At 69.9% G+C, this 26,391-nt stretch carries 20 protein-coding genes and 1 pseudogene; 8 read left to right on the top strand and 13 right to left on the bottom strand.

Annotated features, from left to right (window positions below; translation table 11 throughout):
- Positions 1-4 precede the first annotated feature (4 nt).
- Positions 5-1,099 (bottom strand): NAD(P)-binding domain-containing protein, encoded by a 1,095-nt coding sequence (locus ACGFNK_RS17330; protein WP_393416646.1) that lies wholly within the window; start codon positions 1,097-1,099, stop codon positions 5-7.
- A gap of 89 nt (positions 1,100-1,188) precedes the next feature.
- On the opposite strand from ACGFNK_RS17330, the gene ACGFNK_RS17335 reads away from it, so the two are divergent.
- The 3 genes from ACGFNK_RS17335 (at position 1,189) to ACGFNK_RS17345 (ending at position 3,112) form a co-directional block, all read left to right on the top strand.
- Positions 1,189-1,611, top strand: a complete 423-nt coding sequence (locus tag ACGFNK_RS17335) for a secondary thiamine-phosphate synthase enzyme YjbQ (protein WP_393416648.1) — start codon at positions 1,189-1,191, stop codon at positions 1,609-1,611.
- Positions 1,612-1,704: 93 nt separating this feature from the next.
- Positions 1,705-1,977 carry a hypothetical protein gene (locus ACGFNK_RS17340; protein WP_393416650.1) on the top strand — a complete coding sequence of 91 codons (273 nt, stop codon included), beginning with the start codon at positions 1,705-1,707 and terminating at the stop codon, positions 1,975-1,977.
- 181 nt (positions 1,978-2,158) lie between these two features.
- Positions 2,159-3,112: a sugar-binding transcriptional regulator gene (locus tag ACGFNK_RS17345; protein WP_393416652.1), complete on the top strand. Its 954-nt coding sequence runs from the start codon at positions 2,159-2,161 to the stop codon at positions 3,110-3,112.
- Positions 3,113-3,116: 4 nt separating this feature from the next.
- On the opposite strand, the gene ACGFNK_RS17350 is transcribed toward ACGFNK_RS17345, so the two are convergent.
- The 4 genes from ACGFNK_RS17350 to ACGFNK_RS17365 all read right to left on the bottom strand — a co-directional run bounded on the left by ACGFNK_RS17350 (position 3,117) and on the right by ACGFNK_RS17365 (position 7,426).
- Positions 3,117-3,890: an SDR family oxidoreductase gene (locus ACGFNK_RS17350; protein ID WP_393416654.1), complete on the bottom strand. Its 774-nt coding sequence runs from the start codon at positions 3,888-3,890 to the stop codon at positions 3,117-3,119.
- Between the two features lie 133 nt (positions 3,891-4,023).
- The gene (locus tag ACGFNK_RS17355; RefSeq protein WP_393416656.1) at positions 4,024-5,532 is read right to left on the bottom strand and encodes a glycerol kinase; all 1,509 of its coding nucleotides are present in this window, start codon (positions 5,530-5,532) and stop codon (positions 4,024-4,026) included.
- Complete coding sequence (locus ACGFNK_RS17360) at positions 5,529-6,536, bottom strand: transketolase family protein (RefSeq protein ID WP_393416658.1); 1,008 nt, start codon at positions 6,534-6,536, stop codon at positions 5,529-5,531. The genes ACGFNK_RS17355 and ACGFNK_RS17360 overlap by 4 nt, the downstream gene beginning before the upstream one ends.
- Positions 6,533-7,426: a transketolase gene (locus ACGFNK_RS17365; protein WP_393416660.1), complete on the bottom strand. Its 894-nt coding sequence runs from the start codon at positions 7,424-7,426 to the stop codon at positions 6,533-6,535. Before ACGFNK_RS17365 ends, ACGFNK_RS17360 begins: the two co-directional genes overlap by 4 nt.
- Before the next feature lie 240 nt (positions 7,427-7,666).
- Between ACGFNK_RS17365 and ACGFNK_RS17370 the strand changes: the two are divergent.
- Positions 7,667-8,137 (top strand): annotated as a pseudogene (locus ACGFNK_RS17370) (transaldolase family protein); the annotation flags it as partial.
- A 99-nt stretch (positions 8,138-8,236) separates the two neighbouring features.
- Here the strand turns inward: ACGFNK_RS17370 and ACGFNK_RS17375 are convergent.
- The 7 genes from ACGFNK_RS17375 to ACGFNK_RS17405 all read right to left on the bottom strand — a co-directional run bounded on the left by ACGFNK_RS17375 (position 8,237) and on the right by ACGFNK_RS17405 (position 16,647).
- Positions 8,237-9,934 carry an acyltransferase gene (locus ACGFNK_RS17375; protein ID WP_393416662.1) on the bottom strand — a complete coding sequence of 566 codons (1,698 nt, stop codon included), beginning with the start codon at positions 9,932-9,934 and terminating at the stop codon, positions 8,237-8,239.
- A gap of 137 nt (positions 9,935-10,071) precedes the next feature.
- On the bottom strand, positions 10,072-11,577 hold the full coding sequence (locus tag ACGFNK_RS17380; RefSeq protein WP_393416664.1) for a sugar ABC transporter ATP-binding protein: 1,506 nt from the start codon (positions 11,575-11,577) through the stop codon (positions 10,072-10,074).
- A 20-nt stretch (positions 11,578-11,597) separates the two neighbouring features.
- Entirely contained in the window at positions 11,598-12,563 is a 966-nt protein-coding gene (locus ACGFNK_RS17385) for a sugar ABC transporter substrate-binding protein (RefSeq protein ID WP_393416666.1), read from the bottom strand.
- 190 nt (positions 12,564-12,753) lie between these two features.
- Entirely contained in the window at positions 12,754-13,767 is a 1,014-nt protein-coding gene (locus ACGFNK_RS17390) for an ABC transporter permease (RefSeq protein ID WP_393416668.1), read from the bottom strand.
- A 94-nt stretch (positions 13,768-13,861) separates the two neighbouring features.
- Positions 13,862-14,665: a glucose 1-dehydrogenase gene (locus ACGFNK_RS17395; RefSeq protein ID WP_393416670.1), complete on the bottom strand. Its 804-nt coding sequence runs from the start codon at positions 14,663-14,665 to the stop codon at positions 13,862-13,864.
- A 114-nt stretch (positions 14,666-14,779) separates the two neighbouring features.
- Complete coding sequence (locus ACGFNK_RS17400; RefSeq protein WP_393416672.1) at positions 14,780-15,769, bottom strand: transketolase family protein; 990 nt, start codon at positions 15,767-15,769, stop codon at positions 14,780-14,782.
- On the bottom strand, positions 15,766-16,647 hold the full coding sequence (locus ACGFNK_RS17405) for a transketolase (protein ID WP_393416674.1): 882 nt from the start codon (positions 16,645-16,647) through the stop codon (positions 15,766-15,768). Before ACGFNK_RS17405 ends, ACGFNK_RS17400 begins: the two co-directional genes overlap by 4 nt.
- 692 nt (positions 16,648-17,339) lie before the next feature.
- Between ACGFNK_RS17405 and ACGFNK_RS17410 the strand changes: the two genes are divergently transcribed.
- Positions 17,340-17,933: an NADAR family protein gene (locus tag ACGFNK_RS17410; RefSeq protein ID WP_393416676.1), complete on the top strand. Its 594-nt coding sequence runs from the start codon at positions 17,340-17,342 to the stop codon at positions 17,931-17,933.
- A 112-nt stretch (positions 17,934-18,045) separates the two neighbouring features.
- Here ACGFNK_RS17410 and ACGFNK_RS17415 read toward each other — a convergent pair whose 3' ends face one another.
- The gene (locus ACGFNK_RS17415) at positions 18,046-21,171 is read right to left on the bottom strand and encodes an amidohydrolase family protein (RefSeq protein WP_393416678.1); all 3,126 of its coding nucleotides are present in this window, start codon (positions 21,169-21,171) and stop codon (positions 18,046-18,048) included.
- Positions 21,172-21,486: 315 nt separating this feature from the next.
- On the opposite strand from ACGFNK_RS17415, the gene ACGFNK_RS17420 reads away from it, so the two are divergent.
- From ACGFNK_RS17420 to ACGFNK_RS17430, 3 genes are all read left to right on the top strand, one after another.
- Positions 21,487-22,290: a hypothetical protein gene (locus tag ACGFNK_RS17420; protein WP_393416680.1), complete on the top strand. Its 804-nt coding sequence runs from the start codon at positions 21,487-21,489 to the stop codon at positions 22,288-22,290.
- Between the two features lie 320 nt (positions 22,291-22,610).
- Positions 22,611-24,674, top strand: coding sequence for a SpoIIE family protein phosphatase (locus ACGFNK_RS17425; protein WP_393416682.1), 2,064 nt, complete (start codon positions 22,611-22,613; stop codon positions 24,672-24,674).
- Positions 24,675-24,996: 322 nt separating this feature from the next.
- Entirely contained in the window at positions 24,997-26,298 is a 1,302-nt protein-coding gene (locus ACGFNK_RS17430) for an MFS transporter (protein ID WP_393416684.1), read from the top strand.
- The last annotated feature ends 93 nt before the right edge of the window (positions 26,299-26,391 follow it).

The following is a 26,391-nucleotide window of genomic DNA, read 5'->3' on the forward strand; positions in this document are numbered from 1 at the left end:
GACCTCACGCGGCGACCGGCACCTGTGCCAGCAGTCGGCGGATGTCCCGTACCGCTGAGCGCCCCGCACGGTTGGCGCCGATCGTGCTGGCCGACGGCCCGTACCCGACCAGATGGACGCGCGGATCAGCGACCGCACGCGTCCCCTCGGCCCGGATGCCACCGCCCGGCTCACGCAGCCGCAGGGGTGCCAGATGGTCGATCGCCGCGCGGAAACCGGTTGCCCACAGAATGACGTCGGCGTCCACACGACGGCCGTCGTCCCATTCCACGCCGTCCGGAGTGATCCGGTCGAACATCGGCAGACGGTCCAGGACCCTGTCGTCGATCGCCTGCCGGATTGTGTCGTTGAGCGGCAGCCCCGTGACCGACACGACGCTCTGGGGCGGAAGCCCCCGCCGGACCCGCTCCTCCACCAGCGCGACCGCGGACCGCCCCGCGCCCTCGTCGAAGGGCCCCTCGTGGAAGACCGGCGGTCGCCGTGTCACCCACGTGGTCTCGGCCGCGTACGGCGCGATCTCCATCAGGTGCTGCGTGCCGGAGGTGCCGCCGCCCACGACGACGACCCGCTGCCCGGCGAACTCCTCGGGGCCGGGGTACTGAGCCGTGTGCAACTGCCGTCCTCGGAAGGTCTCCTGGCCCGGATAGCGGGGCCAGAACGGCCGGTCCCAGGTGCCCGTCGCATTGATCAGCGCCCGCGTCGACCAGGTCCCCGTCGAGGTCTCCACGAGGAGGCGCCCGCCTGTGCCCTCGCGTACGGTCCGCACGTCGACGGGTCGCCGCACCCGAAGACCGAAGGCGCGCTCATAGGCGTCGAAGTACTCCGAGATGACCTCGGAGGACGGGCGGTGCGGGTCCGCGTCCGTCAGTTCCATGCCGGGCAGCGAGTGCATCCCGTGCACCTTGCCGTATGTGAGCGAGGGCCACCGGAACTGCCATGCGCCGCCCGGCTGCGGCGCATGGTCCAGAACCACGAAGTCCCGCTCCGGCTCGTAACCGGTGCGCCTCAAGTGGTAAGCGCTGGACAGTCCGGCCTGCCCAGCGCCGATGACGACCACGTCGACTTCTCGTGCCGCTTCTGGTACCCCGGTTTCGTTCACGCTTCTACTAACTCGACTGGGAGTCCGGATCTTCCCGAGTCGGGAGACCGGCCGGGCACCGAAGCCGGCCGGTGCGCCAGGATTGACTCATGTCCGATGCCTTCAACACCCGCGTACTGAACGTCGCCACCGGTTCCTCGGAGACGGTCGTAGACCTCACCCACGAATGCGAGGCCTTCCTCAGTGAGGCGGCGGGCGACCGCGACGGCCTGCTGAACATTTTTGTGCCCCACGCCACCGCCGGAGTAGCGATCATCGAAACCGGAGCCGGCAGCGACGACGACCTCCTCGCCGCCCTCCACACCCTGCTCCCCGCCGACGACCGCTGGCAGCACCGCCACGGCAGCCCCGGTCACGGTCGTGACCACGTACTCCCCGCGCTCGTGCCTCCGCACGCCACGCTGCCGGTCCTTGGGGGCCGCCTCGAGTTGGGGACCTGGCAGTCGGTGTGCCTGGTCGACACCAACATCTCCAATACCAACCGTCATGTGCGGTTGAGCTTCCTGGGGTGAGCAAGGTCGTCCTGGGGGTGGCCGTCGAATCTCCTTACCCTGCGTGCGGAACGGCTGGGCCGTGTCGTCGACTGCCTTAACACGGGCTACAAGATGCGTGACGAGAAGAAGCTGCTCGTTACGTACGGACACAACGGTCCGTGGGATCTGGACGATCAAGTTGGCGAGAACCGCTTCACGGTAGTCGCCTTGCTCGCCGGACCGCCCGGCCTCGGCTACCTCGGCGATCACGTTGTCCTGCGCCCCGCCATGCTCGTCGTCCTCGCCTGCGCCGCCTTCCTGGGCCCTGGTGTCGAGACCCGGCCCCGCACCGGTTGTCGCAGCGTCCGCGCGCGACGGAGCCGTCGAGAGCCCAGCCACGGCTGACCCATGCCGGACCGGCGTAGGCCGGCTGCACCTGCTCACAGTCGCCGAGCCTGCGTTTGTTCTGCGCCCACCCGACTCCGCCCTGGCCTATGCGAATATCTATGCAGGGCTGTCGAAGCAAGCGTGGGCATGCGTGCGCTCCGGCGGCTCGGATGGCACAAGACGACAGAAGAGGGGTCCGGTGGCGATCGTCGGCGAGGAACTGCGGATGATGACGCACGTGGCCCGGCTGTATCACCTTCAGGGCGTCCGGCAGCCGGAGATCGCGGCGCGGCTGGATCTGTCGCAGGCGAAGGTGTCGCGGCTGCTGAAGAAGGCGCAGGACCGTGGCATTGTGCGGATCACCGTGACGCCGCCCTCCGGCACCCACCCGGACCTGGAGGACGGCCTGCAGGAGCGGTACGGGGTGAAGCTCGCCCTGGTCGTCGACACCGCTCCGGACAACGAGCGCACGATGCTCGGCGATCTCGGCGCGGCCGCCGCTTACTACCTTCAGACGACGTTGCGCTCGAGCGACACCGTGGGCATTTCGTCGTGGAGCGCCAGCCTGCTCGCCACGGTCCAGGCAATGCAGCCGGTCCCCGGATTGAAGGACGTGCGCATCGTGCAGGCGGTGGGCGGCATCGGTGACCCTGCCGCGGCGGGCCACGCCTCCCGCATGACCGGCCAGCTGGCGCAGTTGGTGAACGGTGAGGCGGTCTATCTGCAGGCGCCCGGTGTGGCCGGGTCGGCGGAGAGCGCGCAGGCGTTGCGCGCGGATCCGTTCGTGTCGGCGGCTCTGGGCGAGCTGGGCGACCTGGACGTGGCGTTGGTGGGCATCGGCGAGATCACCCCGTCCAGCACGCTCGCCCGCAGCGGTAACGCCTTCTCCGACGAGGAGCGCGCCGAACTGGAGAAGCAGGGCGCGGTGGGCGATGTGTGTCTGCGGTTCTACGACGCCAAGGGCCGACCGGTTGAGTCCGAGCTGGACTCCCGGGTCGTCGGCATCACCCGTGAGCAGCTTGCTGCCGCCCGCCGGAAGATAGGGGTGGCGGGCGGCAGCCGTAAGCACAAGGCGATCCAGTCGGCCGTGGCGGGCGGCCTGGTGGACGTGCTGGTGACCGATCAGGAGACGGCTGCGGCCTTGATGGCCTGATCACTCACCAGCAGATGTAACCGCCGTCGACGATCAGGTCGGAGCCGGTGACGAAGGACGCGGCGTCGGAGGCGAGGAAGACCGCGGGGCCCACCATCTCCTCGACCTCGGCGATCCGGCCGAGCGGGGTGTCGGCGGCGTACGCCTTGAGACGTTCGGCCACCTCTGGCCGCTTGTTCATCGGCGTGAGGGTGTAGCCAGGGCTGATCGAGTTGACCCGGACTGCGCGGTCGGCCCACTCCGTGGCCAGGCTCTTGGTGAGGTGCATGACACCGGCCTTGGAGGCGTTGTAGTGGGCCTGCAGCAGTCCGCGGTTGGCGATGGTCCCGGACATGGAGGCGATGTTGATGATCGAGCCGCCGCCGTGGGCGAGCATCACGCGGGCCTCTGCCTGGGCGCTGAGGAACACACCGGTGAGGTTGATGTCGACGACACGGCGGAAGTCCTCGGCCGACATGTCCTCGGCGGCGGTGGCGCCGGCCACGCCCGCGCAGTTGACCGCGGTACGGATCGGGCCGATCGATTCGACGGCGGTGCGGACGGCCTCGGCCAGGGACTCGGCGGAGGTGACGTCTCCACCGATGCCCACAGCCCTGCCGCGCGCCGCGACGATCTGGTCGGCGGTGACCCGGGCGGCCTCGGCGTCGCGGTCGAAGCAGGCGACGTCGGCGCCGCAGGCGGCGAAGCCGAGGGCGATGGCCCGGCCGATGCCGCTGCCCGCGCCGGTGATGAACGCGGCCTTGTCTTTGAGGGAGAACGCTTCGGGGGTGAAGGTCATGATGCGGCTCTTTCGACAGTGGTGGAGCGGGTGAGGGAGAACAGGCGCCGGTGCCTGGCCTGTTTGACCTCGGCATGCCCGGGCGGCGGGTGAGATCGCGACTCGTGGGTGGGCCTACCGGTCCCGGCCGGTGTCAGGTCCTCTTCCCACGGGCGCAGGCGACCGCGTCGTGCCATCCGGCCATGCGGCGGTTCCGCCAGGCGTCGTCCTCGTGCGAGGCGAAGCGGGTGCCCTGCGGGGTGAGCGCGGGCAGGTCGGCGTCGTCCCAGATGCCGAGCGCGGTGCCGGCGAGATACGCGACGCCCAGGGCGGACACCTCCGGGCGGCCGGCCCGAAGCACCGGCCGGCCGATCAGCTCGGCCTGGAGCGTCATGAGGCGGTCGTTGCCCGTCGGACCGCCGTCCGCGCGCAGCTCCGCGACCGAGCCATCGAGGACGGTGTCGAAACGCATGAGCGTGTCGGCCACCTGGAAGGCCATCGACTCGACCGCGGCACGTGCCACTTCGGCGGGGCCGGTGTCGAAGTCCATGCCGACCAGCAGCGCACGGGCGCCGCGGTCCCAGTACGGGGCGCCCAGTCCGGAGAACGCCGGGACCAGGAACACCTCGGTGTCCTCCCGCCCGTCGACCGCCAGGGCGGCGATGCCGGCCGAATCGGTCCCGAGCAGCTGGGCGGCCCAGCGGATCGCTGTGCCGGCGGAGGCTATGTTCGCCTCCAGGGCGTGCGCGGCGCCCGCGTCCCGGGTGCGCCGCCACGCCAGGGTGGCGGCGATGCCCTCGGCGGGCCGGCGGCCCTCGGGGTTGAGGACCATGAGCGAGGCGCCGGTGCCGTACGTGGCCTTCACCACGCCCGGCCGGCCATGGCTCTGCGCGAAGAGCGCGGCGTGCGAGTCCCCGAGCACCGCCGCGACGGGCAGCCCGTCCGCGAGGCCCGGTACGTTCCGGGTGTGGCCCAGCTCCTCGTCCGCACCGTCCGAGGCGGCGATGCGGGGCAGTGCCGCGCGGGGAACGCGGAAGAGGTCGAGCAGGTCGGGGTCCCAGTCGGCGTTGTCCAGGCGCACGAGCTGGGTGCGGGAGGCGCAGCCGGTCTCCGTGGCGTCGGTGGCGCCACCGGTGAGCCGGTGCAGCAGCCAGGCGTCGACCGTGCCGACGCGTAGCCGGCCGGCGGCCGACCTCTCGCGGTCAGGATCGAGCCGGTTGAGCAGCCACTCGGCCTTGGTCGCGGAGAACATAGGGTCGACCGGCAGACCGGTGCGGTCGCTGATCAGCTCACCCTCGGCCGAGGCGGCCAGCTTGGCGCACCGCTCGGCGGTGCGCCGGTCCTGCCAGCTCACGAGCGGCGACAGCGCGGCGCCGGTGTCCGGGTCCCAGACCAGTACGGCCTCACGCTGGACACTCAGCCCCAGACCGACGATTTGCGTGCCCGCGGTGGCGGCCTGGGCTGCCAGCTCCTCGGCCACCCCGGTGACGCTACGCCACAGGACGGCCGGGTCCTGCTCGACCCACCCGGGCTCGGGGTACTGCTGGGTCAGCGGCCGGTGCGCGGTGGCGACGACCCGTCCGTCCTCCGTGACGAGCAGTCCCTTCGTCCCGCTGGTGCCCTGGTCGACGGCGAGGACGGCGCCTCTGCCCACGGCACTCATGCCGCCGCTCCCTGCCCGGCGCCGGTCAGCTCGCGCGCGGCGCGGACGATGGCCTCGGCGTCGATGCCGAAGTACTCGGACAGGAAGGCCGGGCTGCCGGTCGGGGTGAACTCGTCGCGCACGCCGAGGAGCTTCATCGGCACGGGGCCCTGGGCGGCGAGGAACTCCGCGACGGCGCTGCCGAGCCCGCCGTGGACGTTGGCCTCCTCGACGGTGATGATGCGGCCGGTCTCGGCGGCCGCCGCGAGCAGCGCCTCCTCATCCAGCGGCTTGACGGTGGAGAAGTTGAGGACGCGCGCGTCGATCCCCTCGGCGGCCAGCTTTGCGGAGGCGGCCAACGCGGCAGAGACCGTCGTGCCCACACCGATCAGCGTAATGTCGCCGCCGTCGCGCAGACACGCGGCGCGGCCGGCCTCGAAGGGTACGTGGGGGGCCAGGTCCGGCACCTTGGTGCGGCCGATACGCAGGTAGACGGGTCCCTCGTACTGATGGGCCCAGCGCAGCGCCTCACGTGTCTCGGCCGGATCGGCCGGTGCCAGGACGACCATCTCGGGCAGGGTGCGCATCCAGGCGAAGTCCTCGACTCCGTGGTGGGTCGGGCCGAGCTGGCCGTAGGCAAAGCCGGGGCTCATGGCGCACAGCTTGACGTTGGTGCGCGAGTACGCGACGTCCGCCTTGATCTGCTCCAGGGCGCGGCCGGTGAGGAAGGGAGCCGCGGCACACACGAACGGGATACGGCCGCCGTTCGCGAGGCCGGCGCCCGCGCCGACCATCAGCTGCTCGGCGATGCCGACGTTGACCAGGCGGTCCGGGAAGCGCTGCTGGAACTCCTTGAGGTTGGAGGAGCCGACGGAGTCGTTGCAGACGGCCACCGTGCGCGGGTCGGCCTCCGCGAGCTCGATCAGCGTCTCGGCGAACGCCTTGCGGCAGTCGTGCAACTCGGCGGCTACGGCGGTGGCGGTGGCGGTGGCGGTGCTCGCGGCTGCGGCAGTGGTGGTGCTCATCGGGCGGTCAGCTCCTCGAAGGCGGCGGCGGTCTGTTCAGCGGTCGGCACCTTGTGATGCCACTCGACGCGGTCTTCGATGAAGGACACGCCCTTGCCCTTGACCGTGTCGGCGATCAGGCACAGGGGGCGGTCGTCGAGGGAGCGATCCTCGCTCAGGGCCTGGTAGAGGGCCTCGTAGTCGTGGCCGTCGACGGCGCGGACGTCGAAGCCGAAGGAGGCCCACTTGGCGTCCAGCGGGTCCAGACCCGACGTCTCCTCGGTGGCGGCGCCCTGCTGGAAGCGGTTGCGGTCGACGATCACGGTCAGCCGGCCGAGGCGCTGCTGCGACGCGCTCATCGCCGCCTCCCAGTTGCTTCCTTCCTGCAACTCACCATCACCCGTGAGTACGAAGGTGCGCCGGTTGGAGCCGTCCAGCTTGGCGGCGACCGCCATCCCCACGGCGACCGGGAAGCCGTGTCCGAGCGGACCGGTGTTGGTCTCCACCCCGGGCACCTTGCGGCGGTTGGGGTGGCCGTTGAGCGGCGACAGCGGCTCCATGAACGTCGTCAGCTCGATCTCGGGGAAGAAGCCGGCGTGCGCCAGGGTCGAGTACAGGATGCCCGCGGCGTGGCCCTTGCTGAGGACGAACCGGTCGCGCTCGGCCCACTCCGGTTCCTCGGGCCGGACATCGAGGACCGCGAAGTACAGCACGGTGACGATGTCGGCGGCGGAGTAGTCACCGCCGATGTGCCCCTGACCGGCCCGGCTGATCATCTCCAGATCGCTGCGGCGGATCGAGTAGGCCAGCTCCCTCAGGCGCGCGGTGCGCTCTGCCGGGGGCGCCGCGCGCAGCTCGCGCCTGGTGTCGGCGAGCTGCGCCGTGGCGCTGGGGACTGGTGCGAGAACCATGGGTGAATATCCATTCAGAGCTGCGTTACGATTCACCCGAAGTGAAGCCCGCGAATCCGAATGAGTCAAGGGGGCCGAGCCCCCAACAACCCCCAGAGGGAGCCGGAACACCGGTGAAAACGGCGATTCAGTGCCCCGACGCGTGGCTGGAAGCGCTGGGATCAAGCCACCGGGCGTGCCGCTGCACGTGAGTTCCGGGCCGTTGAGTGCGAGATGCCGATGTGCAGGACACCGCCCGTGGGCCTGGAGGTGTGCTGTATCCACTCCGTGGCGTCGTTCTTCGTCTCCCGTGTCGACACCGAGTACGACAGGTGGCTGGACGCGATCGGCACCGACGAGGCCCCTCGGCTCGCAGCGCTGGACGGCGCTGAAGTCCGCCGGGCCAACCGGCAGCGCCCGCTGTGGGCCTCGACCGGCGTCAAGGACCCGGCCCTCCCCGACACTCTCTACGTCGACGAGTTGGTGACCCACGGCGTGGTCAACACCATGCCCGAGGCCACGCTCAACGCCGAGGCGGAACACAGCCGGCCGCACGGTGACACCGTCCGCGACACCTACGACGCCTCGCAGGCTCACCTTGACGAATTCACCGCGCTCGGCATCTCTTACGCCGAGGTCGTCACCCAGCTCGAGAGGGAAGGCGTGGAGAAGTTCATCGCCTCATGGAGCTACCTTCTCGATGCCGTGCGCCACTGCGGAGTTGCGGCGTGACAGCGAGGCTGCCGTAGATCTCTCCCCCGGCAATTCTGTGGCGCGGCCACGCGGTCGCCATACCGACTCCGGATACGCAGGCGTGTTTCCAGGCGGAGCTCAAGCCGCGGGATCACGCCGGTCCGCCGGCTCCGGGCGGTGGACGCCGCGGGGGCGGTAACCGAGGGCGTCGGAGCAGCTCAGCAGGTCGGCGAGGAGCCAGACGATGGCCAGCCACATTTCGGTGCCCTGTAGTCCCGGTTCCGGGCCGGGGCCGGTGGCGCCCGGGCCGAAGCCGAAGCCGAAGCCCCGGCCGTCCTGCCAGCGCAGAAGGGCCGCGGCCAGTTGGCGTTCGGCCCAGGCGCGTATCTCGGCAGACCGGTAGCCGTCGCCGTCGGTGCCGGCTCCGAGTTGCCGGGTGCACAGCCACAACGGGTGCACCACATCCAGCACGTTGCAGGCGTTCTCCTGCCCGGAGCCGAAGTAGCGAGCGTCACGGGCGTGGTCCAGGACCGCGTCCACGACCCTCTCCGGGTGTGGCACCGGCAGCCCGAACTGGGCGAACGAGCCGCGCGTGAGCCGGTAGTAGCCGTTGACCACCTGAAGCCGACCGGCAGACGGTGAGGGTGTGCCCCACATGCCGGTCCACGGGTCGGCGTGGGTCAGCAGCCAGCCGAACAGAGCTTCTACGGTCCCCGGCGTGACTCCGTCGTCCGCTTGGCGGAGGTTCCAGTGCACGGCCGTGGCCCATGAGTCGATCCAGGCACCGGCACCCCATGCACCCTCCTGCCACGGCAGGTGTTCCAGCCGCGCGACGAGCTGTCCCGGTGTCATCTGCCGTACGCCGTGCACCGGATGGGGAAAGGATCCGCCCAGCAAGTCGAGGGCGTAGCCGACGGACAGGACGTGGTAGAGGCCGGGCCCTTCGCCGATGAAGCCGTCGGCGTCGATGGCAGGCAGTGGTTCGCCGAACTCCGGTACCAGCCCGGTGCGGGGGTCCTGCATGGCAGCCAGCCGCTCGACATGCTCGTCGGCGGTCAGTTGGTCCGGGACGGTTCCCAGCAGCAGGTCGGCGATCTCCACGGCATCGCAGTGCGCGCGCACGGTGGGCGCCGCACCGGGGCGGTCGACGTACCGGTCGCCGTTCCAGCACCGGGCGAGGAGATCGGAGGCTTGGGCGCGGGCGGTGTCGGCGAACCGGATCAGGTCGTCTCCGCCGTGCCCCGGGCGGGCCACGGTGACGGCTTTGTACTCCCGTCGATCGCGCAGCGGCCGTGCCGGGTTGCCGGCGGCCACCGTCCAGGCCGGGAGATCTCTGATGACCACCGCGCCGGCTCCGATCACGCAGTGGTCGCCGATGGTCACCCCGTCCACGACGACCACGTGCGAGCCGATCCACACATCGTCCCCGACGGCGATCCCCCTGCTGGTGAGCGGCTGTTGGAAGACCGGCCGGTCCGGCGCCATGGAGTGGTTGAAGCCGAGCAGCGAGGTGTGCGCGCCGATGCGCACGCCGTCGCCCAGGGTGACGCTGCCCCGCACTGTGGTGAACGGGTTCAGTGAACAGTCCGAGCCGGTGGCCAACTCCCCTGTGACATAGGCGTGAGCGGCGATGTAGGAGTTGTCTCCCAGTCGCAGGCGGTCCGGGAACACCGCGGCGGACTCAGCCACGTAGCACCGCTCACCGACCTCGCTGTCCCCGGCGAGCGCCTGCTGCCGCTCCCGCTGGGCGGCCCGCTCTTCTGCGGTCGCCTCCTTGGCGAAAAGCCAGGGGCAGTGGTCGAAGTGGCGTACAGATTGCTCTTGTTCGTGATCCATGGGACGGAACACTAGGCGGGCCGGAAACACCCGTGGCAGGGGAGCGGAGTGCGGCGCTCAGTCGCGGCGCACCCCGCTCCCCATCGCCTCCAACCAGCGTTCCAGCGGGGTTGGTACGGCACGTCGCGGCACAGTCGTCAGGCCGTGGCGAGGTGCATGACGGCAGAGTTCGTCGCCTCCGCCGCCGACAGGATGCCCTGCTGCCGACCTCGGCTGAGGACCAGCACGCGGTGGGACAGCCCCAGGACCTCGTCGAGGTCGGAACTGACCACCACGACCGCCATGCCCGACCGGGCCAAGTCGGAGATCACCTCGTAGATGGCGGCCCGGGCGCCGACGTCGATGCCGCGGGTGGGCTCGTCGAGGATGATGACCTTGGGCTTGCCCTCCAGCCACTTGGCGATGACGACCTTCTGCTGGTTGCCGCCGGACAGGGTCCGCACCGGCTGCGCGGCCCGTCCCTTGACGGTCATCAGCTTGATGGCGTCGGTGGCGACTTCGGTGACGCGTCGTGGGGTCAGCCAGCCTTGCCGGGCGACCCGGTCGAGGTTGGGCAGGACCACGTTGTCGCCGATCGAGAGGTCGAGCACGGCACCCTGGCCCTTGCGGTCCTCGGGTACCAGCGCCATTCCCGCCTCGATGGCATCCCGGGGCCCGCGCAGCCGCAGTACCCGGCCGTCGACGGACACCTTTCCCTCGGTCACCGGGTCGACTCCTGCTATCGCCCTCACGAGTTCGGTGCGTCCGGCGCCGACGATCCCGGCGATGCCGAACACCTCGCCCGCGTGCACGCTGAAGGAGACGTCCCGGAAGGAGGGGTTGGACAGACCCTCGACGCGCAGAACCTCTCGCTCCGCCGGTTCTCCCGTATCGGGGAAGATCCGTTCGACGCTGCGCCCCACCATCTCCTCGACCAGCTGTGAGACAGGCACCTGAGCGGTCGCATGGGTGGCGACCTTCTGCCCGTCCCGCATCACCACGATGCGGTCGCAGATGCGGGCGATCTCCTCCAGGCGGTGGCTGACGTAGATGAAGGACACGCCTTCCTTCCGCAGCGCGTCGATCCGCTCGAAGAGGTGATCGGTTTCGTCGCCTCCCAGGGCGGCTGTCGGCTCGTCGAGGATCAGCAGCTTGGCGTTGAGGGTGAGGGCTTTGGCGATCTCGACCTGTTGTTGCGCGGCTACACGGAGCGTGCCGACCAACCGGGTGGGGGAGATGTCCAGCCCGAGACGGTGCAGCTGTTCCTCGGCGCGGCGGTTCATCTCCGTACGGTCGATGCGTCCGCCGCGGGTGAGGAGCCGGCCGAGGAAGACGTTCTCGGCGATCGACAGGTCCGGCAGCAGGCGCGTCTCCTGATGGATGAGCCCGATGCCGTGGGTGATCGCGTCCCCTGGCGACTTCGGCTCGTAGGGCCGTCCCTGCCAGGTCATGTGGCCGGTCTCGGAGGGGAACGTGCCGGCGATGATGTTGCCGATGGTGGACTTTCCGGCGCCGTTCTCGCCGAGCAGCGCCACTACCTCGCCGGGGCGTACGTCGAGGTCGACCCGGTCCAGGGCCTGTGTCGCGCCGAAGCGCTTGGACACGCCTCGGACGATCAGGCCCTCGTGTGTCTGGTCCCTCGGGACTTGGCTGACGTTCGTCATGATGACGTTGCTTCCCGGGCTCAGGGGTGGGTCTTGATGTACTGGTCGGCCTTCGCCGTGTCGTTCTTGGTCAGGAGGTAGGCGGGCTGCAACTGCGTCGCCGGGACGTCCTTGCCGTTGATGACGTCCAGCGCGGTGTTCACCGACATCCGCCCCATCTTCTGGGTCTGCTGCACCATGGTGGCGTCGATGGTGCCGTTGCGGACGGCCTTCAGACCCGCGACGTCGCCGTCGAAGCCGACGATCAGACGCTTTTTGCCGTCGGCGCTCTTGACGGCCTGCGCGGCACCGAGGGCCATCGCGTCGGCCTGGCCCCAGAAGATGTCGATGCTCGGGTGGGCCTGGAGCATGTCCTGGGCCACGGAGTACGCCTTGTCCTGCGCCCAGTCGGCGGTCTGCTGCGAGACCACCTTGATGCCGGGCGTCTCGGCGAGGGCCTGGCCGAAGCCCTTCTGCCGGTCGACCTGCGGGGTGGTGCCGATCTGGCCCTGAAGGATGGCCAGTTGGCCCTTGCCGCTCTTCTCCTTGATCGCCCATTCGCCGAGCGTCTTGGCGGCCGCGACGCTGTCGGTGGCGATGAACGACTTGCCCGGTGCGTCCTCGGGGTTGCGGTCCACCGTGATGACGGGGATCTTCGCGCGTTCCGCTGCCTTCACCGGCACGCCGGCGGCCGTGGCGCCGGCCGGGATGTAGATGATCGCGCTGACCTGCTGGCTGATGAAGTCCTGGATCTGGTTGACCTGGGTCGCGGCGTCACCGCGGGCGTCCGCCACGACGACCTTGACGCCCTTCTTCTTGGCTTCGGCTTCCACGGACTGCTTGATCTGGTTGAAGAAGTCGGCCTGGAGGTTGGCGACGGCCAGGCCGATCGTCACCTGCTTGCCGTCAGCGGTGGTCGTGCCGGCGCTGTCTCTGTTGCAGGCGGTGGTGCTGAGGGCGAAGGTGACGACGATGCCGGTGGCTATCCAGCGGTACTGGGACTTCATGACGATGGTGCTCCTTCGGGAAGCGGACCCGGCGACTCGGGGAGAGAGGCGGTTCAGTGGTGAGCAGGGAGGAGCCGATCTCTTGAGATCGGGGTGGAGCGGGTGGGGGACGAGACGACCGTGCGGCGGTAGTTCAGCGGTGGGGGACCTGCGACCGAATCGAGCTGAGAGCCGGTGAGGGCTGAAGTGGTCAGCGAGTCTCGCGTCGGCGAAGCACATCGACCATGACGGCCAGAGCGATCACCACGCCGATGACGATCTGCTGGACGAACGGGGAGACTCCGAGCAGGTTGAGCCCGTTGTGCAGGACGCCGATGATCAGGACGCCGAACAGGGTTCCGGTGACGGAGCCGACGCCGCCACTGAGGCTGGCGCCGCCGATCACCACGGCAGCGATCGCGTCGAGTTCGTAGCCCGTTCCGGCGCTCGGCTGCGAGGAGTCGAGACGCATCGAGAGGAAGACACCGGCCAGGCCGACGAGCACGCCGGTCACGGTGTAGACGAGCACCGTCCGCTTCCGCACGCTGATGCCGGCGAGCCTGGCGACCTCCGAGCTACCGCCGATGGCGTAGAGCTCACGCCCGCCGGTCCGGTAGCGCATGTAGGCCCACCCAGCTGCGTACAGCACGACGAGCACGAAGGTGACGACGGTGAAGATGCCGAGGTACCGGATGGTGGAGAGGTTGCCGAACCACTCCGGGTACCCGACGATCTGCTGACCGTCGGTGATGACGTTGGCCAGGCCACGGGCGATCGACATCATCGCCAAAGTGGCGATGAAGGGCGGGAGTTTGGTGAAGGTGATGCCCAGCCCGTTGGCCAGGCCGCATGCTCCCGCGACGCCGATCGCGACAAGAGCGCTCAGCCACAGAGGCCAGCCCATGTCGTGGGAGAGCCATCCGAGCACCATGGTCGCCAGCGCCAGCACGGCGCCGACCGAGAGGTCGATGCCGCCCGTGATGATGACGGCGGTCATGCCCAGGGCGAGAAGACCCAGGATCACCGCCTGGTCGACGATGTTCAGCAGGTTGTTCTGGGTCAGGAAATACGGCGTCGCTATGTAGAAGACGACGCACATGGCGATCAGGCCCAGTGCCGGACCGCGGGATCCAGTGAGCAGTCCGGTCGCCCAGGACGGCGCCTTCAGCCGTCGTTCGGCCGGCGGTGCGTCCACGGGCTTCGCCGCGTTGCTGGTCGTACTCATGAAGGTCTCCGGATAGTGAAGAAGTGCATCCAGGTAGGGAGTGGTGGCATGGACCGCCTTCGGTCACTTGCGCTGTCGTCACGCGCGTGACGTGCTAGTTCATGAACATCCCCCCGTCGACGTTGATCGTCTGGCCCGTGATGTACGCGGCCTCCTCGGAGGCGAGGAAGAGAACGAGGTTGGCCACGTCGTCGTCGGTGCCGGCCCGTCCCAGCGGGATGTTCGCGACCCACTCGGCCATGAGCTCGCCCGGCTCGTAGTCGCCGAGCAGTCGGCCCCATGCGCGGTCGTTGTAGTCCCACATGTCGCTGCCGACGATGCCGGGGCAATAGGCGTTCACGGTGATCCGGTCCTTGGCGAGTTCCTTCGCCAGGCTCTGCGTGAGCCCCACCACTCCGAACTTGCTGGCCGCGTAGTGCGGCGTGTAGATGAAGCCCTGACGGGCCTGTCCCGAGGCGGCGTTGAGGATGCGCCCTCCGTGTCCGTGTCGCCGCATGCTGGCGGCGGCTGCCTGGGCGCAGAGGAAAGTCCCGGTGGTGTTGACGGTGAGGACCTTCTGCCAGTCGTCGAGGCTCAGGTCCTCCAGCGGGCTGATGGTGATGACGCCGGCGTTGTTGACCAGGACGTCCACACCGCCCCAGGTGCGGTCGGCGAGGTCGAAGGCGCGGGCCACGTCGTCCGCCGAGGTGACATCCGTACGGACGCCGAGTGCGCTGCCGCCGGGGTGCTGGGTGGCGACCTTCTCGGCCGCCTCCTCGACGGCCTCGGACCGGTCGAGCATCAGGACGTCCGCGCCTTCGTCGGCGAACCGCGCGGCTATCCCGCGTCCGATGCCCTGTGCAGCACCGGTGACGACGACGCTCTTGCCCTCGAACCGACGGAAAGGTGTCAGAGCCATGATTTTTCTCCAGCGGCACAGGGCCGAGGGGCGGGCGGCGAGTCCATGGGCGAGATCGACCTACGGACCGTTCTGGAGCCGGTCGACTTGGCGTGGGCGGCGACGCGGGCGGGCTCAAGCATGGTCATGTGCACCGCCTTCATGGCCTCCGGCCAGCAGATCCCGCACGGCGGAGACGATGCCGTCGGCCGTCAGCCCGAAGTGCTCCAGCAGGAAGGCGGCGCTCCCGGTCGGCGCGAACTCGCGCTGCACGCCGAGGATCCGCATGGGCACGGGATGGTTCTGCGCGACGACGCTGGCCACTGCTGCGCCGAGGCCGCCCGTGGTGGTCGCCTCCTCGGCGGTGACGATGCCCCGGGTTTCGCGAGCGGCCCGCAGGACGGCTTCCACGTCCAGCGGCTCGACGAAGGTCATGTTCAGCACTCGGAGGCCGATGCCCTCGGCCCGCAGTGTCTCGGCGGCGGCCAGGGCACGGGAGACCATGGTGCCGACGGTCATGACGGTGATGTCGTCGCCGTTGGTGAGCTGGATGCTGCGGCCGGGTTCGAACGGCGCGTCCTGCGGCGTGACCGACGGGACCTTGAACCGCGGGATGCGCAGATAGGTGGGGCCATCGTGCGCGGCGGCCCAGCGGACGGCGGCGCGGGTCTGCGCCGGGTCCGCGGGCACGGCGATGGCCAGGTCGGCGATCGCGCGCATCCAGGACAGGTCCTCTATGGAATGGTGGGTCGGACCCAGCTCCCCGTAGGCCAGACCGGGGCTCTGGCCGCAGAGCACCACCGGAAGTCCGTTGTAGGCGGCGTCGGTCTTGATCTGCTCGGTGGCACGGCCGGTCAGGAAGGGGCCCGCCGCGCTGACGAACGGGACGAACCCGCCGATCGCCAGCCCGGCGCCGACGCCGACGAGGTCCTGCTCGGCGATGCCGACATTGATGAGGCGGTCGGGATGCAGCTCTTTGAACCGGACGAGGTTGCTCGACCCCACGGAGTCGTTGCAGACGGCGACGATCCGCTCGTCCTCGGCGGCCAGCGCGATCAGTTCGTCCGCGAACGCCTGGCGGCAGTCGTAGGTCTGCGCGGCTTCGGGCACGACGTCGGCAGTCATCGGCTGAGCTCCTCCAGGGCGGCCTGAACCTGTGCGGAATCCGGCACTTTGTGGTGCCACTCGACGCGGTCCTCGATGAACGACACGCCCTTGCCCTTGACGGTGCGGGCCACGACGGCGACCGGCCTGCCGGTCGTACTCGGGCGCAGTGCGGACAGCAGCTGTTCGTGGTCGTGTCCGTCGACGTCCCGGACCTCCCAGCCGAAGCTGGTCCACTTGTCGGCGAGTGGCTCCAGCCGTTTGGTGTCCTCGGTGCGAGCGCCCTGCTGGAGACGGTTGCGGTCGACGATCGCCGTGAGGGAGGCGAGGTCGTGGTGTGCGGCGGTCATCGCCGCCTCCCAGTTGCTCCCCTCCTGCAGTTCGCCATCGCCCAGGACGACGAAAGTGCGGTACGAGCGGCCCGACAGCTTGGCCGCCAGGGCACAGCCGACCGCGACGGGGAAGCCGTGCCCGAGGGGCCCGGTGTTCGTCTCGACGCCCGGCACCTTCCTGCGGTTCGGGTGGCCGTTGAGCGGGGAGAGCGGTGCCATGAACGTGGACAACTCGGACAGTGGGAAGAAGCCGCTGTGGGCGAGCGTCGCGTACAAGGCGGCCGCACAGTGCCCCTTGCTGAGGATGAAGCGGTCACGATCGGGATCGCGTGGGCTCTCGGGATCCACGGCCAGCACCCCGCCGAACAGGGTGGCGAGGATGTCCGTCACCGACAGATCGCCGCCGATGTGACCGAGCTGGGCGCCGTCGATCATCCGCACGACACTGCGGCGCACGTCGGTGGACAGCTGCCCCAACTCCTGGAGCTGGCCGGCCAGATCTTCATCGGCGATACGCCGACGCCGTTCCCGGAACTGCACGGTCCCGGCTGGGTCTGTGGTGAGCATCTGGATCGTCCTTGATCGCTGGATCTTGGGGTCCGACGGGTCTCGCGGTGTCGGCCGGAGGGGCTCGGCGAGCGGAACAGAGAGGCGTGAGTGCGGGGTGGGGCTGGAGACTGGCCGCCGGATCAGATTGAATAGCTATTCACTACTGAATCGCGAACGCCATCATGCTGTGCGCGTTTCGGCCACGTGTCAATAGGGTGAATCGATGCCTTTGCAGCTGCCGACGTGCGGCAGCGGCGGGGTGAGTGAGTGCGGCCGTGTTCTGGGGTCACGCGAGGAAGTGATCGGCGCCGAGGCTCAGGCGGCGGGAGCCTGCGAGGGCGTCATGTGCCGTCGGCGCTCGGTCGGCATCGGTTGCAGGTCAACTCCAGCCCCCGACTACGGCGTCTCGCCGGGCCCTCGTCCTGAACCAGGCAGCGACCGCCTTCGGTCAGGCGGCCATCTCGTGTCTCCAGGCTCTTACCGACTTTGGCGCCCAGGGTCGTGCAGCTACGCCGACAGGTGCCGCTAATCGACTTCCGCCGCCTGTGGGCGAGTGTGCTCCCTTGCGGGCCCCATGGGGCAGGCTGAGGCGTACATCCACTGCACCACGAGTCCGCCAAGGCCCGTGCGACACGCGGGCTTGCGCCGCGCCGGTTGCGTGGCGGGAATCCCTTCGTCTGTTGTCGGTGGTGGCTGGGAAGATCCCTGTCATGGAGACGATCGACACGAAGAGCCTGGTCCAGGCCCGCACCAGAGAAGAGCTCGCGGCGTTCGTCGCTGCCGGAGCGCGGCCGAAGTGGCTGATGTTCTGGGGGCATCAGCCACAGCGGGATGGTTCGATCGGTCCGGGAGCGCTCAGCCAGTGGTGGCCTTCCTCGTTCACCGTGGATGGCGTGACGTATGCAAGCGCCGAGCATTGGATGATGGCGGGCAAGGCCCGTCTGTTCGGTGACGACGCGTCGCTCTCGGCGATCCTCGCGGCGCGCTCTCCCGCCGAGGCCAAGAACCTCGGGCGGCTGGTCCGCGCCTTCGACGAGGCGCGCTGGGTCGCCGCCCGGTTCGAGCTGGTCGTTGCGGGTAACGTCGCCAAGTTCGGACAGGACCCCGCTCTGCGCGCGTACCTGCTCGGCACGGGTAACCGGGTGCTGGTCGAGGCCAGCCCGCGCGACCGGGTGTGGGGCATCGGGCTCGGCGCGTCCGATGACCGTGCCACCGATCCCTCCAGGTGGCCTGGCCAGAACCTGCTCGGCTTCGCCCTGATGGAGGCGCGGGCCCGTTTGGCTGCCGCTCGCTGCGACGAGTAGTCGATGCCCATGAGACCGCCCGCCATGCGTGGAGCGACCGGTCACAGCAACTGCCCCGACGTCATCGCGACGGCCTGCCTGCCGCGGAGGGGCTCGTCGGCGAGGCCGGCAATCAGCAGCAGGAGTGGGGGATGTGTTCCTCCCGGTGCCACCAGAAACGCTCGCGGGCCGGCTGTTGGGGCAGGTCGGGCAGGGCGGCGTTGTGGACGGCCGTCCGACTCTGCTTCGTCGTGGCCGTCAGGTCCGCGACGGCGTGCGGGATGCCGCCGACGACGACCTGCCGTACGGCGGCCGCGGCCGCGATGTCCGTCGTCGGGTCGCCCTCGACCAGGACGAGGTCGGCGAGCTTGCCCGGCTCGACGGTGCCGAGCTGGTCGGACAGGCCCAGGGTGCGGGCGCCTTGGACGGTGGCGGAGCGCAGCGCCTCGTAGGGGCTGACGCCGTGGCGGACCATGGTCTGCAGGTTGAGGTGGTAGTAGACGCCGGGCGGGACAAGCGGGCTGTCGGTGCCGACGGCGACGTGGGCGCCCTGTTCGACCAGGCGGCGGACGGTCTCGCCGTGCCGGGCGACGAAGGCGAGTTCGGCGGTCGGCTCGTCGGCCAGCGCCGCCTCGATGCCCTCGCGCAGCTCCGCGTACTCGGCGGCGGTGAGCAGGGAGGTCAGTCGCGGGTCGTCAAGGGCCCACTCCGCGTGGCGGTAGAGGGCGGCCCGGACGGCGGACAGGCCGAGACCGGACAGCCCGAAAGTGGGCGTGAACGCCATGCCGCTCGCGGCCAGTGGGGCGGTGACGTCCTGGTAGCTGTGGCCGAGGTGGGTCTCCTTCTGGCGGCGGCCGTAGCGACTGGTGCCGCCGATGTGCTCGACGCCGTCGGCGCCCAGACCGAGCGGGCCGAACAGGTAGTGGGACGTCGTGCGCAGGCCGATCCGGTGGGCGGCCCGGACGGCTGTGCGCTGGAGGGCGTAGGGCAGCCGGACGTACGTCTTGACCATGTCGTGGCCGAGAGCGCGGGCCTTGCTGATCTCGCGGCGCAGCTGCCCGGCGTCGGTGACCGGGCGGGCTGAGGAGTAGTAGATGCGGGAGCCGTCGACCATGTCGCCGGCGGTGAAGAAGCGGGGGCCGGTGCGGCGGCCGGCAGTGAGGGCCTCCTTGGCCTCGACAGCCGCGTAGTGTGCGGTGCCGGGTGAGCGCAGGGCCGTGACGCCGAAGGAGAGCCACAGGCGCATGAGTTCGTTGCGCTCCCAAGGGCCGTGCTCGTGGACGGCGACGAAACCGGGCAGCACCGTCAGGCCGCGGGCGTCGACGACCTCGTCGCCGGGCCGGACGGGACGGCTGCCGCGCGGGGCGACGGCGGTGATGCGGTGGCCCTCGAGGATGATGTCGACGTCGCGCCGCAGGCCGGGGCCGGTGCCGTCCCAGAGGGCGCCGGCCCGGACGACCGTACGACCGGTGGGCAGCGCCGGGCGCCAGGTGAGCCGGAGCGGGACGGCGGAGGTCTTGCCGGCGGGCGTGGTGAGGCGCAGGCGGCCTTCGGAGAGGTAGAGCAGGGAGGCGGAGTCGCCGCTCCAGCTGGGTGCGTCGGCGGTCTCCGCGCCGACCCGGCGGGCGGTGCCGGTGGTGCGGCCCTCGGCGTCGAGGTCGCTGATGTGCAGAGTGCCGTTCGCGATGTACACCGTCCTGGTGCCGTCGGGGGAGTGGACGGGGCCCGCGTCGATGCGGTTGGCGAGGGAGCCGCCGGGGAGGGGCTCGCTGTAATGGGCCTCGCCGGAGGCGAGGTCGACGGTGAGGATCCGGTTGTGGCCCTCGCGGTAGCGCGGGGTGACGGGGACGAGGACTGCGGCGGCCAGGCGTGTGCCGTCGGCGGTGAAGGTGGGGCGGCCAGGGGAGTTGAGCGGGCCGACGACCTTGCGGACGGCGCCGGTGGCGAGTTCCAGGGTGCAGAGGGTGGCGCCCTCGGAGACGAAGGCGACGGTGGTGCCGTCCGGGCTGACGGCGGGCGCGGCGGCGGACAGGCCCGTGTCGGTGAGGCGGCGCCGGGCGCCGGTGGCGAGGTCGTACCGCCACAGCGCGATGCCGTCGTCGCGGTCGCTGACGTATACGAGGCCGCGGCCGTTCGGCGTCCAGGCCGGGTCGGTGTTGCGATGGCCGTCGGCGACGACCGCCTCGGGGGCCAGGCCGCGGCGCACGACCCACAGGTCGCCGAGGGCGCCGAAGGCGACACTGCGGCCGTCCGGGGAGAGCGCGGGACCGACGATGCCCTTGACCTGGCGGCCGCCGGTGCCGTCGAAGTCCCGGGCGGCGGCGGGCCGTTCGGTGACCCTGGGCACGGTGACGCGGGCGCTGAACGGGACGTCCTCGACCGTGCCTTGGATCGTACGGCGGCGAAGGCGGCCGTCGGCGGTGTAGAGGAGTTCGTCCGGGCCGGCCCAGCGGGCGGCGAAGGGGAACACGTCCTCGCCGTCGTCGGACACGGTCTCGCCATCGACGACGAGCGCGGTGCCGGTGGTGGTGAGGTGGACGTAGGCGAGGCGGCTGCCGTCGGGCGAGAAGGAGGGTCCGGCGAGGCGGCCGCCGGTGACCTTGGCGAGGGTGGTGCGGGTGCCGTCGGTGCTGACCTGTTCGATGCTCTGCGGGGCGTCACCTGTTCCCGTGGTGAAGGCGATCGCCGTGCCGTCCGGCGTCCAGCAGGGCTGGCCCTCCTGGGCGGTGCCGGTGGTCCAGGCGGCGGCCTCGCCGCTGTCGACATCGATGACGTGGACCGCGTACCGGCCGTCGCTCTCGGCGGCGCAGGCGATCCGGGTGCCGTCGGGCGAGAAGCGCGGCTCGCGGTGGTCGGCGTCACCGGAGGTGAGCTGCTTCCGCCCGGTGCCGTCGGCGTTCATCAGCCACAGGTGGAACACGCCGTCGGTGTAAGCCTGGTAGACGATCCGGCGGCCGTCCGGCGAGAAGTCCGGCTCGCTCGCCTCCTCCTCGACACCGGTGAGCGGCACGGCGTCACCGCCCTCGGCGGGCAGCGTCCACAACAGGTTCAGCAGATCCAGGACGACGGTCCGGCCGTCCGGAGCAAACGCGACGGAGGCGTTGGTCGCCTCCGTGACGGCCACGCTCACAGCACGCGCGCCCGCCCCACCGTCCGCGGCAGGGGAGGCCCACGCCGGACTCCCGTGACCGCCCAACGCCCCTGCCCCCGCCGCGAGTCCGGCTCCACGCTTGATGAGCGCACGACGCGTCAGTCCCATTGGTCCACACCTCTCCGCAGGTTTGGATGCACCCTACAGATAAGGGCAGGTTCATGGAACAACCCATTCCGTTCTGTTCACGACACGCAAACTCCCGTTTACACAAGGGAGTTGGCGCCTGCGGCCGACGCGCACGGATCACCGCGTCGGCTACTCTCGCGGGGCGCGAACGGCGCTCCCCTGAAAGGGGGACGTTGCCTGATTCCTTGCTAACGGTGCCGCGAGGAGCTGTGAGCCTTGCGGCGCTGTTGAATGAAGTCCGTCCGCCGGCCTCCAGCACGTCCATTGTCGGTGCGGTGCGCTTCACTGTCCGACATGGAACTCAGGCAAGCGACTGTCAACGACCTGCTGGCCCAGCTCGGGCCGGGGGCCGGCTACATGTACCTGCCCAGCGACCTGGACCCGCACGACCTGACCGACCTGCTCGACAGCAGGTACGGCGCTCCGCGCACCCTCGTCCTCGACGGCTTCACCGATCCGACGGTCGACGAGTCCAGGGGCGCGGCTCTCCTCGTCCCCTTCGAGGACCGGGCCGTGAAGATACGGGCGTGGGCGTACGGGGATCAGTGGGTCGGCACGGGCACGGCGCGGGACGCCGAGGGGGCCGAGCGGCCGGTGTTGGTGGTCGCTCACAGGGAAGTGCCAGAACCCTTGACGGCCGCTCCGGACGAGGACGAGGACGTCGACTGGATGGAGCGGCTCAGGCGGATCACCGGCTGGACACAGCCTGCCCAGCGGCCGGACGTGGACTGGTCGGAGGTGGAGTCGCGCCTGGGCACCGCACTGCCGAGCGACTACAAGCGCATGGTCGAGACGTTCGGCGAGGGCGCCTTTGACGGATATCTGGGCCTGAACCAGGAGCCGTGGACGAATCTCAGGAAGGACGGTCTGCTCATCTGGGCGGGCACGGAGCACGAGGACCTGTACTGCTGGAGGGCCGACGGCGACGACCCCGACCGTTGGCCCGTCGTGGTCCGGTCCTTCGACGGTGAGGACGTCTCCTTCGACTGCCAGGCCGCGGAGTTCGTCTGCCGCATCCTCGTCGACCCGCACCACCCGTTCACGATGGCCCGCTATTTCGACACCCACTGGTTCATGATCTACCGGGAAAGCGGCTGACCAAAGCTCCGCCGCCAAGGCATCCGCAGCCTGGTTGGCGGCGCCTCTCGCGAGCCGGCCGGAGTTCGGCTCGGGGTGGCGATGCGGCATGAGCCGAGAAGGTGGCGAACGCCCTAGTGGCACAGCAATAGCCCGAACTATCAGCCGTGATCACGTTGTCAGGGCCGTGATGTGGACAGTCGCAGCGGAGACGGGCGAGCACGCGCGCCATGTCGCCGCCGAGCCCTAGCGTGCGGTGTCCCGGGGGTAGAGGTATGACTGACAGGGAGCCCGGCGGAACGGGCCCAGGGATCGCGCTGCCGCCGGAAGGAGCGTCCGGTATGCCTGAGCGAGAGACCCGGACCGGGAACGGCTGGCAGGACGGCGTCAGTGCTGCGCCTGGTGGGCTGCTCGATCTGCTGCGAGTGGCAGCCCTCGTCCTGGGGAGCGACGGCCGGATCGCGCTGTGGAGTCCCGAGGCCGAGTCGTTGCTCGGCTTCTCCGCCGCAGAAGCACTGGGCCGGGACGCGGGCGCGCTGCTGGTGGCCCCGGAGAACCGGTCCCGGGCGCGCGAGCTGTTCGAGCGCGTGCGCACCGGGGCGCGCTGGGCGGGAGTCTTTCCGATGCGGCACAAGGACGGCTCGTCGCGGTGGGTGGAGTTCCGCACCATGCAGCTGCGCGACGCACGCGGTGACATTCATGCCCTGGGCCTGGGCACCGACGCCGAGACCGTACGGAACGTGGAGCGGAACCTGGCCCTGTCCCACATTCTGGTCGACCAGTCGCCGGTGGGTATAGCGGTGTTCGACACCGATCTGAGGTGGGTGCGTGTCAATCCGTCACTGGAACGCATCAACGGCGTCCCCGAGGAGGCCGTGCTGGGCCGCCGCGTCGGCGAGGTGCTGCCGGCACTCGACGTTCAGGCCATCGAGTCGCGGATGCGGCAGGTCCTTGAGACCGGTGAGCCACTGCTGGATCAGCAGACGATCGGCCGCACGGTCGCGGACAGTGACGACCACGCCTACTCCGAGTCCTATCGCCGGATCGAGGACCCGAACGGGCATGTGCTGGGCCTGGCGATGGCGATACTCGATGTCTCCGAGCGACAGCGGGCGGCGGCCGAGGTTGCCAAAGCGCGGGAGCGCCTGGCGGTCATAGCCGACGCCAGCGTCCGCATCGGCACCACGCTGGACCTTCGCCGGACGGCATCCGAACTCGCGGACGTGGCTGTTCCGGAGCTTGCCGACCTCGCGACCGTCGACGTACTCGACTCGGTGGTCCACCCTGGCGGCGCGGCCGCAGTGCGGGCGGACCACTCCCTCGACTTCCGGACGCTCGCCTTCAAGGCCGGCCATCCCACCGATGCGATCGAGGCCGCGGGTCCAGTCGGCGAGCCGGCGTCGTACAGCTCGTCACGGGTGATCACCCAGTGCGTACGAGAGGCGCGGCCGATCCTGCTGCAACACGTGAACAACACGGCGCTACGGCGTATCGCCAGGGACGACTCCGCCGCCGAGGCCCTGCGGCAGGCCGGCGTCCACTCCTGTCTGGCCACTCCGCTGATGGCCCGCGGCGAGGTACTGGGCACGCTCAGCCTGTGCCGCACAGTGAACCCCCGGCCGTTCGACGACCAGGACCTCACACTCGCCACCGAGCTGGCCGTACGCGCCGCCATCTGTATCGACAACGCCCGGATGTACGGGCGCGAACGGGCCACCGCGCTGACCCTTCAGCGCAGCCTGCTCTCCCAGGAGCCGGTGCCCCACGGCGGCATCGAGGTCGCCTCCCGCTATCTGCCTGCGGTCAGCGAAGTGGGCGGGGACTGGTTCGACGTGCTGCCCCTCAAAGACGGCAAGGTCGGCCTGGTCGTCGGCGACGTGATGGGCAAGGGCGTGCACGCCGCAGCAATCATGGGACAGCTCCGCACGGCCACCCGCGCCCTCGCCCGACTCGACCTCCCTCCGGCCGAGTTGCTGCACCACCTCGACGACATCGCCGCCTCCCTCGGCGACTCCGACACGCTGGCCACCTGCCTCTATGTCGTCTGCGACCCGTGGCACGGCCGATGCGAAGTCTCCCGCGCGGGTCACCTGCCGCCAGTATTGGTGGACCCGGACGGGAAAGCCGCATTCCTCGACATCGCCGGAGGCGTGCCACTCGGGGTGGGTGGAGTGCCGTTCAGCGCCGACGAGTGGGAACTCGCCGAAGGCACACTGCTCGCACTGTTCACGGACGGCCTGGTGGAAAGCCACGCAACGCCCATCGACGCAGGACTGCAGACCCTGCTACGCCTGCTGGACGGCACGCACCTCCCCCTGGAAGAAACCTGCGACATGCTGCTCGGCGCGCTGAGCCGAGAGCCGGATGACGATGTGGCGCTGCTCCTCGCCCGGCGCAGGAGTTGATTCACAGCGGCGGCGGTGGTGGCACTGCGCGCGTCGCCGTGGCGCCATCGCGGCAAACTGAATCCAATTCAAATGCTCGGTAGTCGTACCGTGCAGATGTGGTGACCATGTCCCGGCACCTCGGTGATGCCGCCCGAGGTAACGGCCTGTTCAGGAGGCAATTCTCGCAATCCCTGCCCACGTGCATGGTCTCCACTTCGGCTTTCTGTCCCCATTTCTCAAAGAAAACCCGTGTACCAGGGGTAGCTGTACTGAGTTCAGTTCTGTACCGTCCGGGCGTCGGCAGGGTAAGGGACCGTGCCGTGGGAAGGAGAGTCGGAGGATGAGTGCCACTCAGCAGCCCGCCAAATCAGGGGCGGAGTCAGAGGCGTACGATCCGCGCACGGTGCGCCGCGCGATGCTCGCCGGGAGCCTGGGCACCCTGATCGAGTACTACGACTTCAGCGTCTATGGCTATCTCGCCGTAGTGATCGCTCCGCAGTTCTTCCCGAGCGACGATCCGGCGGCCTCGCTCCTGGCGGCGCTCGCGGTGTTCGCCACCGGCCTCGTGGTACGGCCGGTCGGCGGCGTGTTCTTCGGGTGGCTGGGCGACCGATGGGGCCGTCGCAAGGCGCTGGTGTCCTCGGTGGTGTGCATGGGAGTGGCCAGCAGCATCACGGGACTGCTGCCGACCTACAGTCAGATCGGTGTGGCCGCAGCTGTGCTGCTCCTCCTCACCCGGCTGGTGCAGGGCATCTCCACGGGTGGGGAGTCGGTCGGTGCCTACACCTACATCTACGAGTCGGCGCCGCCCCGGCGCAGGGCCTTCCTCGGTGCCGTCACGCCCATCGGGTCCAACCTCGGGTTCATGTTCGCTGCTGCCACGGCCGGGGTGATCTCCGCGCTCGCCACCAAGGACCAGATGGCCGACTGGGGCTGGCGGCTGCCCTTCCTGATGGCCGTGCCGCTCACGTTGTTCTGCCTGTGGGCCCGGCTGAGGATCGAGGACACTCCGGAGTTCGAGGAGGCCGCACGGCGCGCCGACATCCCCGCGGCTCCGATCCGGGAGGTCTTGTCCACCCACCGCGCGGCGCTGCTGCAGTCCATCGGCCTGTCCATGGCGCAGGGCGGCGCCATCTTCCTCGGCCTGACGTACATCGGCATCCATCTCTCGAACAACCTGGGATACGACTCCACGCAGGTGCTCTGGCTGAGTGCGGGCGTCGTCCTCGTCACCGTGCTGCTCATGGTGCCGGCCGGCTGGCTCGCCGCCCGGTTCGGCTCCCGTCGCATCCTGCTGTTCGGGCTGCTGGGATTCCTGGTGACCGCCTACCCCGCGATGATGCTCATGGGCCGGAACAACCTGGTCCTGGCCGGCCTGGCTTACACGCTTTTCATGCTGAGCAGCGCGTTCGTGCAGGTTCCCGCGGCCAGTCTGTGGCCGCATCTGTTCGAACGCCGGGTCCGCTACACCGGGATGGCGATCGGGTACAACATCGGCACCGTCCTCGCGGGCGGTACGGCTCCGTACATCGCGACCTTCCTGGTCCAGCGGACCGGGAACCTGCTCTCCCCGGCGTTCTTCGTCATGCTGGTCTGCCTGATCGGAATCGGTGCCCTGCTCACCGTCCGCGAGGACGTGTGACGCCGACCGTCCTGGCGCCTCACCCTTGACACCCATGCTGACGTCGACGCCGGCGACCGCGTATCGGTCCCGGCGCCGACGTCGGCGTGGTTT

The sequence above is a fragment of the Streptomyces sp. NPDC048825 genome (genome assembly GCF_043198355.1).
In the GTDB taxonomy this organism is placed as follows: domain Bacteria; phylum Actinomycetota; class Actinomycetes; order Streptomycetales; family Streptomycetaceae; genus Streptomyces; species Streptomyces xiangluensis.

Excerpts from the sequence above, each read along its gene's own strand:
- ACGFNK_RS17335 (WP_393416648.1), top strand. The coding sequence starts at position 1,189 with ATGTCCGATGCCTTCAACACCCGCGTACTGAACGTCGCCACCGGTTCC.
- ACGFNK_RS17340 (WP_393416650.1), top strand. The coding sequence starts at position 1,705 with ATGCGTGACGAGAAGAAGCTGCTCGTTACGTACGGACACAACGGTCCG.
- ACGFNK_RS17350 (WP_393416654.1), bottom strand. The coding sequence starts at position 3,890 with ATGACCTTCACCCCCGAAGCGTTCTCCCTCAAAGACAAGGCCGCGTTC.
- ACGFNK_RS17355 (WP_393416656.1), bottom strand. The coding sequence starts at position 5,532 with ATGAGTGCCGTGGGCAGAGGCGCCGTCCTCGCCGTCGACCAGGGCACC.
- ACGFNK_RS17360 (WP_393416658.1), bottom strand. The coding sequence starts at position 6,536 with ATGAGCACCACCACTGCCGCAGCCGCGAGCACCGCCACCGCCACCGCC.
- ACGFNK_RS17365 (WP_393416660.1), bottom strand. The coding sequence starts at position 7,426 with ATGGTTCTCGCACCAGTCCCCAGCGCCACGGCGCAGCTCGCCGACACC.
- ACGFNK_RS17375 (WP_393416662.1), bottom strand. The coding sequence starts at position 9,934 with ATGGATCACGAACAAGAGCAATCTGTACGCCACTTCGACCACTGCCCC.
- ACGFNK_RS17380 (WP_393416664.1), bottom strand. The coding sequence starts at position 11,577 with ATGACGAACGTCAGCCAAGTCCCGAGGGACCAGACACACGAGGGCCTG.
- ACGFNK_RS17385 (WP_393416666.1), bottom strand. The coding sequence starts at position 12,563 with ATGAAGTCCCAGTACCGCTGGATAGCCACCGGCATCGTCGTCACCTTC.
- ACGFNK_RS17390 (WP_393416668.1), bottom strand. The coding sequence starts at position 13,767 with ATGAGTACGACCAGCAACGCGGCGAAGCCCGTGGACGCACCGCCGGCC.
- ACGFNK_RS17395 (WP_393416670.1), bottom strand. The coding sequence starts at position 14,665 with ATGGCTCTGACACCTTTCCGTCGGTTCGAGGGCAAGAGCGTCGTCGTC.
- ACGFNK_RS17400 (WP_393416672.1), bottom strand. The coding sequence starts at position 15,769 with ATGACTGCCGACGTCGTGCCCGAAGCCGCGCAGACCTACGACTGCCGC.
- ACGFNK_RS17405 (WP_393416674.1), bottom strand. The coding sequence starts at position 16,647 with ATGCTCACCACAGACCCAGCCGGGACCGTGCAGTTCCGGGAACGGCGT.
- ACGFNK_RS17410 (WP_393416676.1), top strand. The coding sequence starts at position 17,340 with ATGGAGACGATCGACACGAAGAGCCTGGTCCAGGCCCGCACCAGAGAA.
- ACGFNK_RS17415 (WP_393416678.1), bottom strand. The coding sequence starts at position 21,171 with ATGGGACTGACGCGTCGTGCGCTCATCAAGCGTGGAGCCGGACTCGCG.
- ACGFNK_RS17420 (WP_393416680.1), top strand. The coding sequence starts at position 21,487 with ATGGAACTCAGGCAAGCGACTGTCAACGACCTGCTGGCCCAGCTCGGG.
- ACGFNK_RS17425 (WP_393416682.1), top strand. The coding sequence starts at position 22,611 with ATGCCTGAGCGAGAGACCCGGACCGGGAACGGCTGGCAGGACGGCGTC.
- ACGFNK_RS17430 (WP_393416684.1), top strand. The coding sequence starts at position 24,997 with ATGAGTGCCACTCAGCAGCCCGCCAAATCAGGGGCGGAGTCAGAGGCG.